General features: G+C 53.3%; 16 protein-coding genes and 1 tRNA gene. 2 read left to right on the forward strand and 15 right to left on the reverse strand.

Annotation, left to right across the window (positions count from 1 at the left end):
* Positions 1–26: 26 nt before the first annotated feature.
* The 11 genes from AC4PHM_RS11615 to AC4PHM_RS11665 all read right to left on the reverse strand — a co-directional run bounded on the left by AC4PHM_RS11615 (position 27) and on the right by AC4PHM_RS11665 (position 10,885).
* The gene (locus AC4PHM_RS11615; protein ID WP_492017920.1) at positions 27–959 is read right to left on the reverse strand and encodes an ABC transporter permease; all 933 of its coding nucleotides are present in this window, start codon (positions 957–959) and stop codon (positions 27–29) included.
* Positions 956–2,110, reverse strand: a complete 1,155-nt coding sequence (locus AC4PHM_RS11620) for an ABC transporter permease (RefSeq protein WP_492017921.1) — start codon at positions 2,108–2,110, stop codon at positions 956–958. Before AC4PHM_RS11620 ends, AC4PHM_RS11615 begins: the two co-directional genes overlap by 4 nt.
* Entirely contained in the window at positions 2,107–3,786 is a 1,680-nt protein-coding gene (locus AC4PHM_RS11625) for an ABC transporter ATP-binding protein (protein ID WP_492017922.1), read from the reverse strand. The genes AC4PHM_RS11620 and AC4PHM_RS11625 overlap by 4 nt, the downstream gene beginning before the upstream one ends.
* 232 nt (positions 3,787–4,018) lie before the next feature.
* Complete coding sequence (gene tyrS, locus AC4PHM_RS11630; protein ID WP_492017923.1) at positions 4,019–5,251, reverse strand: tyrosine--tRNA ligase; 1,233 nt, start codon at positions 5,249–5,251, stop codon at positions 4,019–4,021.
* A gap of 416 nt (positions 5,252–5,667) precedes the next feature.
* On the reverse strand, positions 5,668–6,030 hold the full coding sequence (locus tag AC4PHM_RS11635) for a hypothetical protein (RefSeq protein WP_492017924.1): 363 nt from the start codon (positions 6,028–6,030) through the stop codon (positions 5,668–5,670).
* 259 nt (positions 6,031–6,289) lie between these two features.
* Positions 6,290–6,793, reverse strand: coding sequence for a hypothetical protein (locus AC4PHM_RS11640; RefSeq protein ID WP_492017925.1), 504 nt, complete (start codon positions 6,791–6,793; stop codon positions 6,290–6,292).
* A gap of 13 nt (positions 6,794–6,806) precedes the next feature.
* On the reverse strand, positions 6,807–7,223 hold the full coding sequence (locus AC4PHM_RS11645; protein ID WP_492017926.1) for a SoxR reducing system RseC family protein: 417 nt from the start codon (positions 7,221–7,223) through the stop codon (positions 6,807–6,809).
* Between the two features lie 145 nt (positions 7,224–7,368).
* Positions 7,369–8,082 carry an ABC transporter ATP-binding protein gene (locus AC4PHM_RS11650; protein ID WP_492017927.1) on the reverse strand — a complete coding sequence of 238 codons (714 nt, stop codon included), beginning with the start codon at positions 8,080–8,082 and terminating at the stop codon, positions 7,369–7,371.
* Complete coding sequence (locus AC4PHM_RS11655) at positions 8,079–8,843, reverse strand: ABC transporter permease (RefSeq protein ID WP_492017928.1); 765 nt, start codon at positions 8,841–8,843, stop codon at positions 8,079–8,081. The genes AC4PHM_RS11650 and AC4PHM_RS11655 overlap by 4 nt, the downstream gene beginning before the upstream one ends.
* Positions 8,844–8,845: 2 nt before the next feature.
* Entirely contained in the window at positions 8,846–9,919 is a 1,074-nt protein-coding gene (locus AC4PHM_RS11660; RefSeq protein WP_492017929.1) for an ABC transporter substrate-binding protein, read from the reverse strand.
* Between the two features lie 111 nt (positions 9,920–10,030).
* Positions 10,031–10,885, reverse strand: coding sequence for a DegV family protein (locus AC4PHM_RS11665; RefSeq protein WP_492017930.1), 855 nt, complete (start codon positions 10,883–10,885; stop codon positions 10,031–10,033).
* Positions 10,886–11,113: 228 nt separating this feature from the next.
* Between AC4PHM_RS11665 and AC4PHM_RS11670 the strand changes: the two genes are divergently transcribed.
* Together AC4PHM_RS11670 and AC4PHM_RS11675 are read left to right on the forward strand one after the other, a co-directional pair.
* Positions 11,114–11,506: a DUF302 domain-containing protein gene (locus AC4PHM_RS11670; protein ID WP_492017931.1), complete on the forward strand. Its 393-nt coding sequence runs from the start codon at positions 11,114–11,116 to the stop codon at positions 11,504–11,506.
* Between the two features lie 78 nt (positions 11,507–11,584).
* Positions 11,585–11,671, forward strand: a tRNA-Leu gene (locus AC4PHM_RS11675).
* A gap of 112 nt (positions 11,672–11,783) precedes the next feature.
* On the opposite strand, the gene AC4PHM_RS11680 is transcribed toward AC4PHM_RS11675, so the two are convergent.
* From AC4PHM_RS11680 to AC4PHM_RS11695, 4 genes are all read right to left on the reverse strand, one after another.
* Positions 11,784–13,352 (reverse strand): IS3 family transposase, encoded by a 1,569-nt coding sequence (locus tag AC4PHM_RS11680; protein WP_492017932.1) that lies wholly within the window; start codon positions 13,350–13,352, stop codon positions 11,784–11,786.
* A 312-nt stretch (positions 13,353–13,664) separates the two neighbouring features.
* On the reverse strand, positions 13,665–15,425 hold the full coding sequence (locus AC4PHM_RS11685; RefSeq protein WP_492017934.1) for an ABC transporter ATP-binding protein: 1,761 nt from the start codon (positions 15,423–15,425) through the stop codon (positions 13,665–13,667).
* A 98-nt stretch (positions 15,426–15,523) separates the two neighbouring features.
* The gene (locus tag AC4PHM_RS11690; protein WP_492017935.1) at positions 15,524–16,156 is read right to left on the reverse strand and encodes a LysE/ArgO family amino acid transporter; all 633 of its coding nucleotides are present in this window, start codon (positions 16,154–16,156) and stop codon (positions 15,524–15,526) included.
* Positions 16,149–17,093, reverse strand: coding sequence for a tRNA 2-thiocytidine biosynthesis TtcA family protein (locus AC4PHM_RS11695; RefSeq protein WP_492020507.1), 945 nt, complete (start codon positions 17,091–17,093; stop codon positions 16,149–16,151). Before AC4PHM_RS11695 ends, AC4PHM_RS11690 begins: the two co-directional genes overlap by 8 nt.
* Positions 17,094–17,108 lie beyond the last annotated feature (15 nt).

Consider the following 17,108-nt stretch of genomic DNA (forward strand, 5'->3'; position numbering starts at 1 on the left):
GCGCGCTACGCGCACCCGTAAGCGCACTATTTTGCATAGGCTTTTCCCAAAGCCTTTGGTGCCACTGTCTTGCCCACAATCCCCGTCAACGCCACTACCGTCAGGAGATAAGGGAACATCAGAAGAAACTGGTATGGAATCCCGATGCCGGCCGTTTGGAGCCGGATCTGCAGAGCGTCCGCCACGCCGAAAATCAGCGAGGCAATCAGGATGCCTTTGGGGTTCCATCGGCCAAATATAACTGCTGCGACGGCGATAAAGCCGCGCCCGGAAATCATGTTGTCGACGAACATATTAAACTGCCCCAGGGACAGGAACGCGCCGCCAAGGCCGGCTAGGGCACCGCTGGCCAGCACGCACAGGGTGCGGACTCGGTTCACCGGAATGCCCACGGTGTCCGCGGCGGTCGGATGTTCCCCGACAGTACGGATGCTCAAACCCCAGGAGGTCTTATAAAGGATGAACCAGGACACCGGTACCAGCAAGAAAGCTATGTAGACCAGCGCGGTCTGGGAGAACAGGACCTCCCCCACAAATGGCAGCGTAGACAGCCCAGGAAGTGACACCGGCGAAAAGGCGTTAACCGTAATAGGCGTCGTGGTGATGCCAAACAGCGCCCGGAAGAAGAAGCTGGTCAGGCCCACCGCCAACAGGTTAATGGCAATGCCGCTGACGATCTGGTTGATCTGAACCTTCACCGTGATCAGCGCGAACAGCGCCGCGAGGGCGATCCCGCTCAGCATAGCCACTAAAGCGCCCAGCCACTGGCTGCCGGTAAAGTAGGAGCCTACGACGCCGGCAAAAGCGCCGGTGAGCATAATCCCTTCAAGTCCAATATTGACAACCCCGGAACGCTCAGAAAACATGCCCCCGAGTGCCGCAAACAGAATGGGGACTGAAAGTCTCAGCGCTGCAGACAGCAAAGCGACGAAAAAAGCTGCGTTCATGATGTCATTCATGCGTCGATCCCTCCCTCTTGATGCCCCTGGCTCTCTTGGCGCGCTTCGCGCTCTTCGCGCTCCTGGCGCTTGACCTTCAATCTCAATTCAAGCTTCGGCCGCATCATGTTTCCGGCGAGCACCAGAATAATAATCAGCGCCTGGATAATGCTCACAATGTTGGCCGGCACCCCGACCCCGCGCTGCATGGCGCTGGCGCCGGTCTGCAGCATCCCCAGCAGAATTGAGGACACGAAGACTCCGCCCGGAGTCGCGCCGCCGAGCAGTGACGCCGCAATGCCGTCAAAGCCGACATTTCTGGAGAAGTTGTCCATCATCCGGTGATGGATGCCGTTGATCTCCGTAAAGCCGGCCACACCCGCCAAAGCCCCGGAAATGACCATGGCCAGGATCATGTTGCGCCGGATGTTGATGCCGGCGTATTCCGCGCCGTCCGGGTTGTAGCCCACCGCCCGCAGCCTGAAGCCCAGCGGTGTCTTCCAGAGAACGACATAGACCAAAATGCTGAGAATAATGGCAACGACGAGGCCAATATGAAGACGTGTGTTCTGAATCAGAAATGGCAGGAACGCGTTTTCGCCAATCATGTCCGTCTGCGGGTAAAAGCCTGCTGCTTCCCGGAGGGGCTTATCCACCAAAAAGCTCAGCAGATACACCGCCACGTAGTTGAACATGATGGTGACAATAATCTCACTGGACCCAAACACGCCCTTGAGGACGCCCGGGATGAAGCCCCAGATGCCCCCCGCCACAATAGCCGCCGCCAGGCAAAGTCCAATGGTCACAAAAGGAGGCAGATGCCCCGTCTTCAGTCCCACGAAGACCGCCGCCATGGCGCCCGCGAACATCTGTCCCTCGCCGCCAATATTGAATAGCCCAGTCCGGAACGCGAAGGTAAACGCCAGGCCCGTGAGCGCAATTGGCGTCGCCTTGACCAGCACCTCCGCAATGTTATAAGTGTTGCTGAAATTGGAAAAGATCAGATACCAGTACGCCTCCAGGGGGTTGATGCCAATAAACAGCAGCAGCACGCTGCCCAGCACCAGCGCCAAAAGGACGGAGACAATGGGCACCAGCAGCGAGTAGACGCTCCACCGCCGCGCGCCCGGTTTCAAAAAGGCGTCTCTAATGCGTTTGTCCAGCGCGCTCATGCGTTCACCTGCTCTTTCGTGGATTCTGCGATTTGGGCGGACCCATGACCATCGGCTAAAACCGTACTTGCTTTAATCCCTTGGCCCGTCTCTTGGCCCGTCTCTTGGCCCGTCTCTTGCCTCGAAACCTGGCCAGTCCCACGGGTCGCCGCCATGGCCTTTTCATAGGTCATCCCGGCCATCATCAGGCCAATCAGGCTCTCCTCGAAGGCCTCATGCGGAATCTCGCCCATGATCTGCCCCTTGTAAATCACCGCGATCCGATCCGACAGCTGATTGATCTCCGACAGCTCCGTCGAAATCAGAAGAACCGCCGTGCCATTTTCCTTCGCCTTCAAAATCTGCTTATGAATGAATTCCGTAGCGCCTATGTCCACGCCCCGGGTCGGCTGCACCGCGATCAGCAGCTTCGGCCCCTTGTCCACTTCCCGGGCCACGACGATCTTCTGCTGGTTGCCTCCGGACAGCTTGCGCGCCTCGGATTCCCGCCCCGCCGCCGACGTCTTGATGGAGTACTTCTTGATCATGTCGTCCGCGTGGCCGTGAATCTTCCCGAAGTCGAACAGCCCGCCCTTCGTAAATGGCTTCTTATTAAAATCCTTAAGGATCAGGTTTTCGCCGATGGTAAAGTCAAGCACCAACCCGCGCTTGTGTCGATCCTCCGGTATGTACCCAATGCCTTTGCCGATGATCTCCAGAATCGACTTCCCCGCAATTTCCTCTCCGCTCAGGAAGATGCGCCCGCTCTTCAAGGCACGCAGCCCCACGACAATCTCAGCGAGCTCCTTCTGTCCGTTGCCGTCGACGCCAGCAATCCCCAGAATCTCACCTGCACACACCGAAAGCGATACATTGTCCAAGGTGTGGTTGCCCATTTCCCCTTCGCAGATCACGTGATCCAGCTCCAGGACCTGCTGTTCCCCGCAGCAGCGGCCTTCCCGGCACGCCGGCGACAGCTCCCGTCCAATCATGAAGCGGGTCAGCTCGTACTCGCTGGAGTCCCTGGTCATGACTGTGTTGGTGACCTTGCCGTCCCTCAGCACCGTGACCCGGTTGGAAACCGACATGACCTCGTTCAATTTGTGGGTGATGAGGATGATGGACATGCCCTCATCCGACATGCGCCGGAGGGTTTTGAACAACTCTTCTGTTTCCTGAGGGGTCAGAACGGCGGTTGGCTCGTCCATGATCAGGAGTTTGGTACCGCGGAACAGCGCCTTGACTATTTCGACGCGCTGCTGCTCTCCCACCGACAGCTCAGCGACGAGAGCCCGGGGATTGATTTCCATGCCGTAGCGCGCCGCGATCTCGAGCACTTCTTTTTCGAGCTGGGCTTCCTTGACAAGAAATCCTTTTTCTTTTCCCATGCCCATGATGATGTTTTCTAGCACTGTATGTACCGGGACCAGCATAAAGTGCTGATGGATCATGCCAATCCCCGACAGGATCGCATCCCTGGATGACGCAAAGTGCCTCGTCTGCCCGTCAAACCAGATTTCGCCCTTATCCGGCCTGTATAGACCGTAGAGCACATTCATTAAAGTCGACTTGCCCGCCCCGTTTTCACCCAAGAGCGCATGGATTTCACCGGGCAAAACATCAAAATCGACACCCTCATTAGCCGCGAAGGTGCCAAAGTACTTGCTGATGCCTGTCATTCTCAATATTGGATCCATGAAAGTCCTCCTGACACGATTAGGTACCACCGCTGGACGAATTGTCGAAATAGGTTGAAAATTCGTAGAGTTAAGATTCTACAAAACACGAACGTTCGCCTTTGTTAGTTTAACATAAATTACTTTGGTTTTGAGCAACAAAAAATAATGTATTTTTATGTTTTTTTCTAAAAAAAAGTGCCTGACACCGATTTCCGAAAAGGAAATTGGTGTCAGGCACCTTCTTCTCACCTTACTTCAACACAATCCTGTGATAAATCTTCTTGCCCTTGCGGATCATCAGCGCACCATCCTCAAAGCGCTCAGCCCCGACGACCAGCTCGTGACTCTCCACAACCTCGCCGCCAAGCGTGACACCCTTCTGGGCGATCAGTCTTCTGCCCTCGCCCTTGGACGGGATGAGTCCGGCAGCCATGAGCAAATCAATAATGTTCATGCCCTTGCCATCAGCGAAATCAGCGGCTGCCATCTCCGTCGTCGGCATCTCAGCCAAATCCCCGGAATTGCCAAAGAGTGCGCGGGCCGCAGCCAAAGCCTTGTCCGCCTCATCCCTGCCGTGGATGATATTCGTAATCTCATAAGCCAGAATTTCCTTCGCCTTGTTGATCTCGGAGCCTTCAACTTTCACGAGAGCCTCGATCTCTTCAAGCGGCAGGAAAGTCAGGAGCTTGAGACAGTTCTCGACGTCCGCGTCCTCGACATTTCTGAAGTACTGGAACAGCTCGTACGGCGATGTCTTCTCCGGATCGATCCAGATGGCGCCCGCTTCGGTTTTGCCCATTTTGCGGCCATCGGAGGTCGTCAGCAGTTTAAACGTCAGGCCGAACACCTCGCCCTGATCCGCCTTGCGCACGAGCTCGACGCCCGCCAGGATATTGGACCACTGGTCGTTGCCGCCCAGCTGCATTTTGCAGTTGTAGCGTCTGTAGAGCTCAAGGAAGTCGTAAGCCTGCATGATCATGTAGTTGAACTCCAGGAACGACAGGCCCCGTTCCAGCCGCGACTTGAAGCACTCCGCCGACAGCATGCGGTTGACCGAGAACTTCGAGCCCACATCCCGCAGGAACTCAATGTAGTTCAGGTGATCCAGCCACTTGGCGTTGTTGTCCATGAAGCCCGTGACGCCATCAATGGTCAGGTGATTCTGCAGCTGGCGCTTGATCTTGGCCGCGTTCGCGTTGATCGTGTCATAGACCAGCATTTGCCGCATCTCCGTTTTGCCGGACGGATCCCCAACCTTGACCGTGCCGTCTCCAACCAAAGCAATAGGCTTGTGGCCGTGGCGCTGCATGTGCATCATGACCATGATCTGGATGAAGTGACCAATGTGCAGGCTGTCCGCCGTTGGATCAAATCCAATGTAGAACGTGACTGATTCCTTGCCCAGAAGCGCTCTGAGCTCCTCTTCATGCGTGGCCTGCTCAATGAAGCCCCGCGCCTTTAGTACATCAAAAACGTTTTGCATGTTAATGTGAACCTCCCTCACAAAATTGACTGATTTTAACTGTCTCTGCTTCAAAAACAACAAAAAACCCTCCCGTCCTGGTTAAGGACGAGAGGGCTCGTGGTACCACCTTAATTCATACCATCCTTCTGCCGCAAAGACCTTAAAACACAAAGCCCCTGCCGATGGTATCTTGAAGACGTCTTAACGCGCGTCCGCGCAGCCCGGCTTTAACTCCGCCCCCGCTGTACAGCGGCGAAAAAAAACCGTTCTGAAGCTCGGAAAACCGTAATTCATCCTATACCTTCGTCAGGTCTCGCACCACCGACCTGCTCTCTGAACCCCGCGTACCGGACTACTTTGTTTCGTCATAGCTCTATGCACTCTAGAATAACTATGTCCCTATCCTAGCCGTTTTGCAGCCGGCTGTCAAGATGTTACTCATAGTCATCTTCAAGAACAAGGGCCTGACGTGAGAGATGCTCCTCAATTTCGCGGATCAGCTCCTCAGGGATAAACTCGATCAGCACCCGGGTCTCATAGCCCATGGCAGTCTGCCGCACGCTTACAACCTTGGCGACGACGCTGTGCACGTCCTCCTCCAAAATCATTTCAAATCCTATCACAGATCTGGGTTCTGCGCGCCTGGAGAGCACCACAGTCACAAAATTATCAAACAATGACGTCATATCGATATAAACGGGTCGTTCCACATCTGCCATCTGGCCGTTGTAGAAAATCTTCCGCGCGCCGTCACTATAAATTTCAGGAGCCTGGGACTTTTTGCCTTGTAATGTCATAGTAATCCCACCTTTTCTGTCGTTTCTGATATTTATTTACCCAGACGGAGGCGAATCATGCAGAGAAATTTGATGTGAGAAATGTGGGTGTTAATGAGGGGGGGGCGGGGTCAGCAGGCAAAATCGCAGACGACCTCTTCCGTCGGTGTTGGAACCGGATATTTGTGGCAAGTGCCCACTGCCCCCGTCTTCACCTTTCTTTTGAAAAACCCCCGCAAGCTGCCGCCTGCGAGGGTTCAAAATATTGTCATACCTACACCTAAGATTTTCGCCCCGCACCGCTGACTGCCCTCAGCAGAATGACTACACCCACAAGAATCAGCACCACAGGCAATCCATAGAGCGCCAGTGCCTCGCGGGAGATCCAGTGATTCTCTGCCACAAAAGTCAGCGCCGCAATGGCCAGCAGAATGGCTCCAACCAAAAGAGCCCAGTGGGCGGTTTTGGGACCGAGGACTGAACTGATCACATAGATCACCACAAAGGACAGACCAATAAAGACAAGAGGCGCCATACTCTCGAGTGACCTGGGCAGCAGATTCAGCGACTGCACCAAATCATTGAAGCCCAGGAATAAAAGGATGGAACCCGGAATCAAAAATCCAATGTTGCGGCTTCCATTCTTCTGAACCCCAAAATAGGCGGCCAGAAACAGTCCGCCCAGCACAAACAGCGTCACATCGAAATCAAATCTGAACACGTTCTTTAAGAGCAGCAGCGCGCCTATGACAATGAACGCCATGCCCATCCATTTGCCTTTCATGGATCCATGCACCTCACAGTTTTTTCAGGATCGTGCGCATTTTTAAGATCTGTTTATCTTTTCTAAACAGGGCAATTCCGACATAGGAAAACACAAGAAAAATGAAGCCTGTCAGGATTCCAACCAGCTCGGGATTCGCCGGCACAAAACCCGCGAACACCTGCATGCCCAGGACCACGCCCAGAATAAAGACCACCAGTGGAAGTGTGTACATTATCATAGTCGATTGGATGATCGCGTGCTCCGGCGCCTCGAGGACAACAAAGTCCCCTTGTTTTGCCTGAAGCGCGTTGTCCACCTCTACCACCAGAGGCGGTGTACTGCATCCTCCTGCGCAGGTCGCGCATTTGTCTCCGCAGCTCGACATGCGTGCTATTTCTATGATAGCCTTACTCCCCCGGAGTCCGACAACAAGTCCGTTTTTTTCCATTTTCAAAGCCTCCTGATTCAGGTTGATTGTTCAAGAACCCCCTATATACGGGGCCCTATTTAAATTATACCCCTTTTCAGGAAAAAGTGTGACTTTTTTTGAGATTGGTTCTCAAACCACCCCATGCTTTTCACTCTTTTTTCACTCACTTTTCACTCACCAACAAATGATAAAGCCTTTGTCTCAGTGCATGAAGCGCTGGGTCAAACATGGTTCTGCCAACCTTGGCCAGAGGCACTTCCAAGACCTCCACAACCCGCAGCGGCGGCCCGCTGACCACGACAATAGTGTCCGCGGTCAGGAGCGCCTCGTCGAGGTCGTGGGTCACCAGGACCGCCGTCACCTCCGACTGTGACATAATCAGCCCGAAGTCCTCCATCAGCTCAAGCTTAAGCTCCAGGTCGAGACCTTTAAAAGGTTCATCAAGCAGCATCAGACGCCGGCCGGTCGCCAGCGCCCGCGCCAGATCAATCCGGCTCGCCTGGCCGCCGCTGAGTGCGTTTGGAAGACGCCGCCTGAGGGCGGATAACCGTGTCAGATTCAGACTTTCGTCAATCGCCTTCACCCTCCGCTCTACCGTCCAGTCCTCCGGTAACGCAAAGGCCACGTTCTCCTCCACATTCAACCAGGGAATGACGCGGTGATCCTGGAAGACAAAAGCTGGCCCCGTTTCAGGAAGACCCTCCAACCGGCCTTGATCCGGCAGATCCATTCCCGCCAGCAGCCTCAGCAGCGTCGTCTTTCCGCTGCCGGAAGGCCCGAGAAGTGCTGTGACCTGCCCAGACCGGACCCCGAGGGAAAAGCCATCCAGTATAACGGTTCCTCCCTTTTGCTTCCTCAATTGCTCCATTCGGATCATACCGGTTCCCTCCTCTTCCAGCGCCGCTTCAAGAGATATTTCAACCATACCTCAAAAAGCAGGCTCAGCAGCAGGATCACCACAGTCCAGGCATAAGCCGCTTCTGATTCCAAGACCAGCTTGCTGACATACATCTGGTACCCTATGGCGTACTTGGGACTCGTCAGAACCTCCGCGGCCACCGTCACCTTGAAGCCAAGGCCCAGGCATGTAAAGAGCGCAGCGTTCAGGTAAGGCCAGACCGACCGCAGGTAAAGCTGCTTCCATACCCTCTTGCGGCCAACGCCATAAAGCGATGCCATCTCCACCAGCCGCTCATCCACCGCGCCCAGTCCTTGAAGGACGTTGCCCCAGACCACGGGCAGGCACATCAGCAGCGAAATCAGCACCGGCAAATAGTCCGAGGTGGTCCAAAGCATTGCCAGAACTATGAACGACACCACCGGCGCGCTGCGAATGGCCAGCATCGCCGGCGAAATCAGTCTGCGAAGGAGCGGAGACACGAAAGACAGCGCCCCCAGAATCACCCCTAACCCCACGGCAATAAACAGGCTCAGGATGACCCTGTAGACCGACCACGCCACCGATAGTGCGAAGTCCCGCTCAAAGATCAACTTTGAAAGCCTTGAAAACACCGCGAGAGGCGATGGCAAAGCAAACGACGAATCCACCAAAATAGCGCTTAGCTGCCAGAATCCAAGCCAAAACACTGCCACTCCAAGTCCGCCCGCGATCCGGCTCACCCGCTTGCCGGCCGACATGTTTACTTCACCGTTGAAAGATCAGCAGGCGCGAACAACGCATCATCCGGCATAGCCCCGCCGATGGTCTTAGGATCATACGCCATCATAATCTCAAAAAATGACATCAGGAACGACTTTGAATCCTCTGCATTGATAAAGACGATGTTGGACATTGGAATAGCCTTCTCGGCAATGGCCGCCTTTGGCAAAATCCCGAACTGCTCCACCAGCACCGACGCCGCCTTCGGATCCGCGTTGACCTGCTCAACCGAAACCGCGTAGTCCGTCAAAAAGCGCTGTACTGCCTCTGGGTTCGCTTCCAAATAGTCCGTTCTCACAATCATGCCTCCGGTAGGCAGCACTGCGTCCTTGCCTTCCACTTCCGCCCAAGCCGCTGTCAAGTCAATGGCTATCTTAATATTTTCGTTTGCCATCATAGCTGTTGTCACAAAAGGCTGCGGCAGTACCGCTATGTCAATTTTTCCCGCCGTCAGCATGGTTGCCAAATCCGCGTGCTGAAGAGAAAAGTCCAGGGTGACATCTTGTTCAGGATCAATGCCATTTTCGGTAAGCAGGTGTCTGAAAATGAACTCTGCCGTAGTGCCAAGCCCGCTGATGCCAATGGTCTTGCCCCTCAGCGCCTCAAAGCTGTCAATTTCCGGATCGGTGGTCAGCACGTAGTTGACGCCCAGGGTGTTCGTGGCAATATAGCGCACGCCGCCCTCCGTCTTTTTGTACAAAGTCGCCGCGAGATTGGTCGGCACTGCCGCCATATCGACTTCACCGCTGACAATTTTGCCGACGAGCTCGTCAGGCGCGCCGAACAGGCTGAATTCATATGGTCTTGACTCATCCGGTCCGCCCATGAGGTAAACGAGTCCCATGCCCGTCGGACCTCTCAGCGCCGCTACCTTGATTGGCGTTTCAATGGCTGCCGGTTCTGCAGGCGCAGGTGCCGGAGCCGGAGCCGCTTCCGGAGTTTCAGCCTTAGGGGCGCAGCCCGTAAGTAAGCCAAGTGTCAGGATAAAGACTATTGATAAAGCAAAAAATCTGCGTGTTCCGTTAAATTGTTTGTGAATAGATTTGAAAGTCATAATGCACCGCCTTATTATATTTGCCCATCAGGGCTTTTCTTACAGAAAAAACGCCGCGCAGGCACGTGCAGGGCGTTTGTCTGGCAGAAGCAGCTTGAGTTTGTTTCACTTCTAGTCGACCGGCTTCAGGTAAAACGCCGCCAGAACCCCCGGTCCGGTGTGAGCGCCTATGACCGCGCCGACCTCACCAATGATGAACGATTCTACCCCATAGGCCTCCCGGATCAGTTCCTGCAGTTTATGAGCCGCTTCAAGATCGTCCCCGTGATAGATGAACACCGTCTGCCCTTTAAGGTTGCCTCCCGTACGCTCCCCCATCAACTCGCTGATCCGCTTGACGGATTTCAGCCGCCCGCGGGTCTTCTCAAGGGGCGTCAGCTTGCCCTCAGCTACTGTCAGGATTGGCTTTATGTTCAATAGCCCGCCTATGAGGGCGGAGGAACGTGACAATCGGCCACCCCTAAAGAGATATTCCAGGTCGTCCACCGTAAACAGGTGCTCGCTCCGCGCAATCAGGGTCTCTGCATAGGCCAGGAGCTCTTCAAAATCAGCGCCTGACTTGGCGTGCTTCGCGACTTCATAGACGATCAGACCAAACGCTCCGGACGCCGCCTGGGTGTCCAGAATCTCAATTCTCGCTTTGCCGCCCTCCTCCCTGTAGAGGTCCCGGGCGATCAGGCCGGAGTTGTAAGTGCCGGACAGACCCGAAGAGAACGCCAGATACAGGACTTCGTCCTCGTCTGAAAATGATTTAAAGATTTCCAGGAAGGATTCCGGCGTCGCTTGGGAGGTTTTGAAGCTCTGGCCCCCTCGCATGCGGTCGTAAACCGTTTTCGGCTGAATGTCCACCGCGTCCCGGTACTGGCGCTCGTCATCATGGACCAGAAGCGGCGCGACGCTGAGATTATATTCCGCGATCAGGTCATGGGACAGGTCGGAAGCACTGTCCGTTACAAGTCGAATCATATGATCGTCTCCTCTCAAAAATAAATTTTAGCCGATGGTCACCCCACCCACACCTTTCAGGCGGAGACTCAATTTCTCAATTTCAAGGTATTATAAATCCACCATCACCTACCATGTTAACCATTTGTCAGGTTTTTTTCAATATCTGACAGGCAGGTTTCAAGGATTAAGTTTTTGAACCGCTCCGCTTTGGGTAAGAATTAACAAAAGACAAAAGGAGGCATGATTATGCTTAGCTCTGTAAAATATAGCGTACAAACGGACAAGACACCTGCCGAAGCTATTGAGGCCCTTAAGGCGGAACTCGCCAAGCAAAGCTTCGGGGTACTTTGGGAGCTGGACTTCAAAGAGAAACTGAAAGAAAAAGGCGTCGACGCGGACATTGAGTTCCACCTTCTCGAGGTTTGCAATCCTAAAAAGGCAAAAGTGGCTCTTGAGGAAGATATTGAAACCGGCTATTTCCTGCCTTGCCGCGCGGTGGTCTATGTCAAGGAAGGCAAGACCCGGATGGGGCTTCTCAAACCGACAATCCTTCTGATGGAAGCTGCCAGCCCGGCTTTGATGGCTGTGGCCCATGAAGTTGAAGCGGTGCTTGAGGACGCCTTGGTGAAGGCAAGATAAAAAAATTAAAATATTTTATAATAAACCGTTGACACATCGCCCGTTTTGCTTTAACATTAGTTTTGTTCTGATTTGCGGGCGAGAGTGGCGAAACTGGCAGACGCACTATCTTGAGGGGGTAGCGGGCTAATGCTCGTGCGGGTTCAAATCCCGCCTCTCGCACCAAACTGAAAAATGGAAAAGCGATCCTGAGGGATCGCTTTTTTATTTGTAAGAATGCGAATGTTACAAAATTATTACCGTCCGTCACGGGGGTGCGGACGTTTTCTTGGACGGTTTAGGCTACTAGTCCTTTGCTTCGCCTGAACACCAACGGACTCATTCCACCCAGCGACATTTTGATTCTTTTTTCGTTATACCAGATTAAGTATTCATCTAATATATTCATAAACTCGTTCAGGCTAACACCGACCCATGAGCGATAATAAAACATTTCAACCTTGAGTCTGCCGAAGAAGCCCTCGCAGGCAGAGTTATCAGGTGAACAGCCTTTCTTTGACATTGATCTCACCAGGCCTGCATTGTCCATTCTGGATAGCCACCCTGGCCAACGGTAGTGGCATCCTCTATCCGAATGGACAATTGGACGCTGATCCTCTTGTAGCTTGTCTATGGCGCGATCAAGCATACTGTTAACCAGAGCTGCGTCGGGTCTTGTTCCAATTGACCAGCTCGTTATATAACCGTCATAGCAGTCTACTATTGGGGATAGGTATATCTTACCGGCGGGGATTGAAAACTCGGTTATATCCGTAAGCCATTTTGTATTTGGTGCGTCCGCATGGAAATCCCGATTAATCAGGTTGTCTGCTGCAGGTGCTATCTCACCTAAATAGGAACTGTACTTTCGCTTCTTTTTCCCGAAAACAACAAGTTTTAATGTTGACATGATACGTCTCACAATCTTCTCCGAAACACGAATGCCTTCCTGCTGAAGGAGTTCGTTAATCCGTCGATATCCAAATCTTCCGTGGTTTTCTTTAAAAAGATCAATAATTCGAAGCTTGATATTCTCGTATTTCTCAGGCATCAATGCAATCTGATGATGATAATGATAACTGCTTTTTGGTATATCAACATATTTCAATAATTCCTTAAGGGTATATTTATTTCTTAGGGCGTCGATCAATGTTGCTCTCACTTTGTTTGTCAATTTCTTCGGATCGACGCCCGGGTTCTTTTTTAGAATTATTGAGAGTTCTCCCATGAGTTCTTTTTCAATTTCCAATTTCCTGATTTGTTTTTTTAGCAATTCGATTTCAACCAAGAGAGCCTCTGTTCCTTCAGGGGGCTTGCCTTCATGGAGTTTATCATCAACTTTCAACATGATTATTGGATACTCCTTAGCGAGCAGAACACCGTTGTGTTTATAATTAGTTCTTCGGCCGACACTGTGCTTATCTCCGAGATCCGTCGCCCTGACACACGGCGTGTCGGGTTCTACGACGGCTTCCTTTTTCTGCGCTTGAGTGCATTGTATACTACTGACGTGCATTTTGCGATCATTTGGATTCAATTCATCACACCAGAGTCTTAATTTGCCCGTGGATGGATAGCCTAAAGCTCTTACTGTTCTTGAAAGATTTCTCCCGTGCGCCAGGTAATGATTAACGGCTACTTCCATTTGCTCTACTGAATACTTGACCTTTCTAGGTTTCCTCCCCCATTCGTCTCCGATTGATTGACCCCTTAGATAGTCTTTGTACCATCTCCGGATGACTCTACACGATGGAAAACCGAGCTCATTTGATACAGCGGCCGCAGACTTGTCGTACTTGATGTATAACTCGATTACTTTTTTCCTAACTTCCAACGAATACATACGGACAACTCCTGACTTTTTCATAGTCCAGGTTTTTGTCCGCACCCCCCACCAAGTTGAAAGTTGTCCGCGTCACCAACCTTAAACTTTGTCCTAATAGCTTAAAAACGTGAAATACTCGGTCAAAAAACAACGAAAAATGTGTTTTGAACGCGGTGATTTAGATAGAAAAATGTGTTTTTTTTGATTAAAAAAGCTAGAAAATGCGGAAAGCTTGTTATATCAATGGATTCACCAGCCCTCCGAACTTCACTTCCGAACAAGTATGATTACCCCTCACAAAACACGAAAGAGGCGCCCGCGGGCGCCTCTTTTCCTTTTGGTTATTCAGTTTTCCTAAAGCGCCGCACTCTCCGCCGCCAGAATCATGTCCGCATCGCTTTCTCCGAGACCCAGTCTTCGGAGCTGCCAGTAGATGCCCTGTTGCGCCAGAAGCTGGTCTTCGGTGCCCTCTTCCGCGATTTTGCCCTGATCCAGGACTATGATCCGGTCAGAGCTGCGGAGGGTCGATAGACGATGGGCTATGATGATGGCAGTGCGACCATCGGCTAAAGCTTCTAAAGAGCGCTGGACAATGGCTTCATTCTCATTATCCAGGGCGCTGGTGGCCTCGTCGAGGATCAGAATCTCGGGATTCTTCAGGAAGAGGCGGGCAATGGAGAGGCGCTGCTTCTGGCCGCCGGAGAGCATGATGCCGCGCTCGCCCACAATGGTCTCGTAGCCCTTGTCCAGGGAGAGGATGAAGTTGTGGATGTTGGCGCGCCTTGCGGCCTCGTAAACCTCATCGTCGGTGGCGTTCGGGCGGCCATAGAGAATGTTCTCCTTGATGGTGCCGTAGAAAATCAGGACGTCCTGGCTGACTATGCCAATCTTGTCCCGCAGGGCGCTGAGCTTGATGTTTCTGATGTCCTTGCCGTCCAGACGGATCGCGCCCTCCTGTATCTCGTAAAATCTAGGAACGAGTTGGGCGATGGTCGTCTTGCCCACCCCCGAAGCCCCCACCAGGGCTACTTTCTCGCCGGGCCTGATCTTCAGGGTAAAGTCCTTCAGGACGTCGTTGTCCTCCTGGTTATAACGGAAGGAGACGCTGTCGAATTCGATCTCGCCATTGATGTCTCCCAGGTCGACGGCATCGGGCGCGTCGACGATCTCAGGGTCGGTGTCCATGATTTCCGCGAAGCGCTCAAGACCCGAAAGGCCAAGCTGCAGCTGCTGGGTGAATTCCATCAGGCGGCGGACCGGCTTCAGCATGAAGCTGACGTATAGGATGTAGGCCAACAGGTCTCCCAGGTTGATCCAGCCCCTGAAGACGAAGTAACCGCCTACGGCGATCACGGCCAGATTGAGAAGGTCGGTGAGGAAGCCGTTGACCATCATGAAGATGCTCATTTGGAAGAAGGATTGACCCTTGGACTCGTAGTACTGGCGGTTGTAATATTCGAACCGGTCCTGCTCGTAGCCCTCGTTGGAGAAGGCTTTGGCCAGGCGGATGCCGGTGACGCTGTTCTCAAGCTTGGAGTTGAGGTCGGCGTGACGGGCTTTCTGGGCCCGGAAAGCCTTCAGCATGGCGACCCGGCGCCAGAGGGTGAAGATGATGAGGATCGCAATGAAAGAAAAGACGATCAGGGTCAGCGGCACGTTGATGGTCAGCAGGATGAAGAAGCTGCCCAGCAGCATGACGGCGGAGATGAAGAGATCCTCCGGACCGTGGTGGGCCAGCTCCGCGACTTCGAACAGGTCGCCGGTGAAGCGGTTCATGATCTGGCCGGTCCGGTTCTTGTCGAAGAACTTGTGGTGGAGCTTCTGCATATGGGTGAAGAGGTCCCGCTTCATGTCGACCTCGATCCTGGCGCCCATGATGTGGCCCCAGTAGCCTACGACGTAGGAGCTGAACATCCGGATCACAAAGAGGCCGAGAGCGATCAGCGAGTAGTTGATCAGCATGGTCAGGTTTTGGTTGGGGATGAAGTCGTTGACGATCTGACGGGACAGGACTGGGAACACCAGGTCAATGGCCGCGATCAGAAACGCGAAGACCATGTCGAGAATGAATAAATGAAGGTGCGGCCGGAAATATCCGGCAAACCGTTTTATCATATTTGAGTCTCCTTATATTACAAAATTATAACCCGTCCCCAAATTGGTTTTTGTCCGCGTCACCAAGTTGAAAGCCGTCCGCGTCACCAAAGCAATATTTATCGCCCCAGCGCCGCCATGACCGTTGGGATCAGCCCATAAAAGCTGACGAACAGTTTGAAACCAAAGTAAATCACGATAGCGCCGCAGACCAGGTTCACTATTTTGAGTACCTTCAGGTCAATCAGCTTGTGAAAATGGTTAGTCAGCAGTGACAGCACCGTGAACCAGGCGAAAGACGCCGCGCAGACGCCAAAGAGAAACAGGTTCCCTTGAGCTGCAGTCAAAGTGGCCTTCATGCCGCCGAGGAGGAGTGACCCGTCAATCAATGCCTGCGGGTTCATCCATGTGACGACAAAGCAGGTCAGCGCAATGGCTTTGATCGTCTTTGGAGCCCGGTCCGTTTCCAGCTTTGGCGTCGACCGCATGATGCTCACGCCAATGCTGACGACCATGACCCCGCCCACGAGAAGAAACGCCGCGCGGATCAGGTCATTGGCCCCTACAAGGGTGCCCACACCCAGAAAACACACCACCGCCAGGGAAATGTCAAAGAGGACTGTGATCCAGGCGACCATGAGCGCCCGCCACCGGTCCATAGTCAGAGCGGAATTGATGACATTGAGATTCTGCATGCCAATGGGCGCCACATAGGCCAGCCCCAGCAGGAAGCCCTGAACTGCGCTACTCATCTTGATCGCCTCCCAAGAAAATTTCTGTCTCGTCAGAAGTGCCGGCTTCCAACCAACTCTTCGGCACCCTTTCCTCATAAGCGTCCAGGAAGGAATGCTTGGCGCCGTCCTTGCGCCAGCCCAGGACCATCCCCATATCCACGTTTTCCGCCGCGTGGAAGAGGCACTTCTCCACGTCTGGATTCATGGCTTTCAGAGTCTCCAGCAACGCCTTCAGCTCGTAGCGCCTGTTCGAGGTCCGCTTGGCGGCTACCATGCAGGCACAGTTCAGCGGCCAGATACCTGAGGACTGGGTGAACCGCAGGATGTCCTTTTCGCGGATGTAGTACATGGGTCTAATCAGCTCAATACCGGGATAATTGGTGGATTTCAGCTTAGGCATCATGGTCCCGAAGGTCCCCTGGAAGAACAGGTTCAGCAGGGTCGTCTCAATGACGTCGTCGTGGTGATGCCCCAGCGCCACCTTGTTGCATCCCAGCTCACGGGCTTTCTTATAGAGAATCCCCCGGCGCATCTTGGCACAGAGGTAACAGGGATAGTCTGACGCGAGTTTTTCAATGGATTCAAAGACCTTCTTATCAAAGATCTCCAGCTGAATCCCAAGGTGTCGGCAGTTCTCCTCCATCAATTTTCGGATCTCCGGATGATACCCCGGATCCATGGAGATGAATTCCACCTCAAAGGGGAACTTCTGATGCCGCTTCAGCTCCTGGAACAGCTTCGCCATCAGCATGCTGTCCTTGCCGCCGGAAATGGCCACCGCCACCTTGTCTCCGGGTCTAAGCATGTCATAGTCGTTGATGGCCTGTACAAACTTCGACCACAGGTCCTTCTTGTAGGTCTTCGTCAGGCTGCGTTCAATCTCGCGCAGCGACTTCAGCGGCCCCTCCGGCTCTATGATCTCACAGCCTGTCCCGGACAGCCCAGGCCCCGCGATAACGGATCCGGAAGA

This window comes from Acidaminobacter sp. QWL-03, from assembly GCF_058683855.1.

Coding starts and splice junctions, on each gene's coding strand:
- AC4PHM_RS11615 (WP_492017920.1), bottom strand. CDS start 959: ATGAATGACATCATGAACGCAGCTTTTTTCGTCGCTTTGCTGTCTGCA.
- AC4PHM_RS11620 (WP_492017921.1), bottom strand. CDS start 2,110: ATGAGCGCGCTGGACAAACGCATTAGAGACGCCTTTTTGAAACCGGGC.
- AC4PHM_RS11625 (WP_492017922.1), bottom strand. CDS start 3,786: ATGGATCCAATATTGAGAATGACAGGCATCAGCAAGTACTTTGGCACC.
- tyrS (WP_492017923.1), bottom strand. CDS start 5,251: ATGCAAAACGTTTTTGATGTACTAAAGGCGCGGGGCTTCATTGAGCAG.
- AC4PHM_RS11635 (WP_492017924.1), bottom strand. CDS start 6,030: ATGACATTACAAGGCAAAAAGTCCCAGGCTCCTGAAATTTATAGTGAC.
- AC4PHM_RS11640 (WP_492017925.1), bottom strand. CDS start 6,793: ATGAAAGGCAAATGGATGGGCATGGCGTTCATTGTCATAGGCGCGCTG.
- AC4PHM_RS11645 (WP_492017926.1), bottom strand. CDS start 7,223: ATGGAAAAAAACGGACTTGTTGTCGGACTCCGGGGGAGTAAGGCTATC.
- AC4PHM_RS11650 (WP_492017927.1), bottom strand. CDS start 8,082: ATGATCCGAATGGAGCAATTGAGGAAGCAAAAGGGAGGAACCGTTATA.
- AC4PHM_RS11655 (WP_492017928.1), bottom strand. CDS start 8,843: ATGTCGGCCGGCAAGCGGGTGAGCCGGATCGCGGGCGGACTTGGAGTG.
- AC4PHM_RS11660 (WP_492017929.1), bottom strand. CDS start 9,919: ATGACTTTCAAATCTATTCACAAACAATTTAACGGAACACGCAGATTT.
- AC4PHM_RS11665 (WP_492017930.1), bottom strand. CDS start 10,885: ATGATTCGACTTGTAACGGACAGTGCTTCCGACCTGTCCCATGACCTG.
- AC4PHM_RS11670 (WP_492017931.1), top strand. CDS start 11,114: ATGCTTAGCTCTGTAAAATATAGCGTACAAACGGACAAGACACCTGCC.
- AC4PHM_RS11680 (WP_492017932.1), bottom strand. CDS start 13,352: ATGAAAAAGTCAGGAGTTGTCCGTATGTATTCGTTGGAAGTTAGGAAA.
- AC4PHM_RS11685 (WP_492017934.1), bottom strand. CDS start 15,425: ATGATAAAACGGTTTGCCGGATATTTCCGGCCGCACCTTCATTTATTC.
- AC4PHM_RS11690 (WP_492017935.1), bottom strand. CDS start 16,156: ATGAGTAGCGCAGTTCAGGGCTTCCTGCTGGGGCTGGCCTATGTGGCG.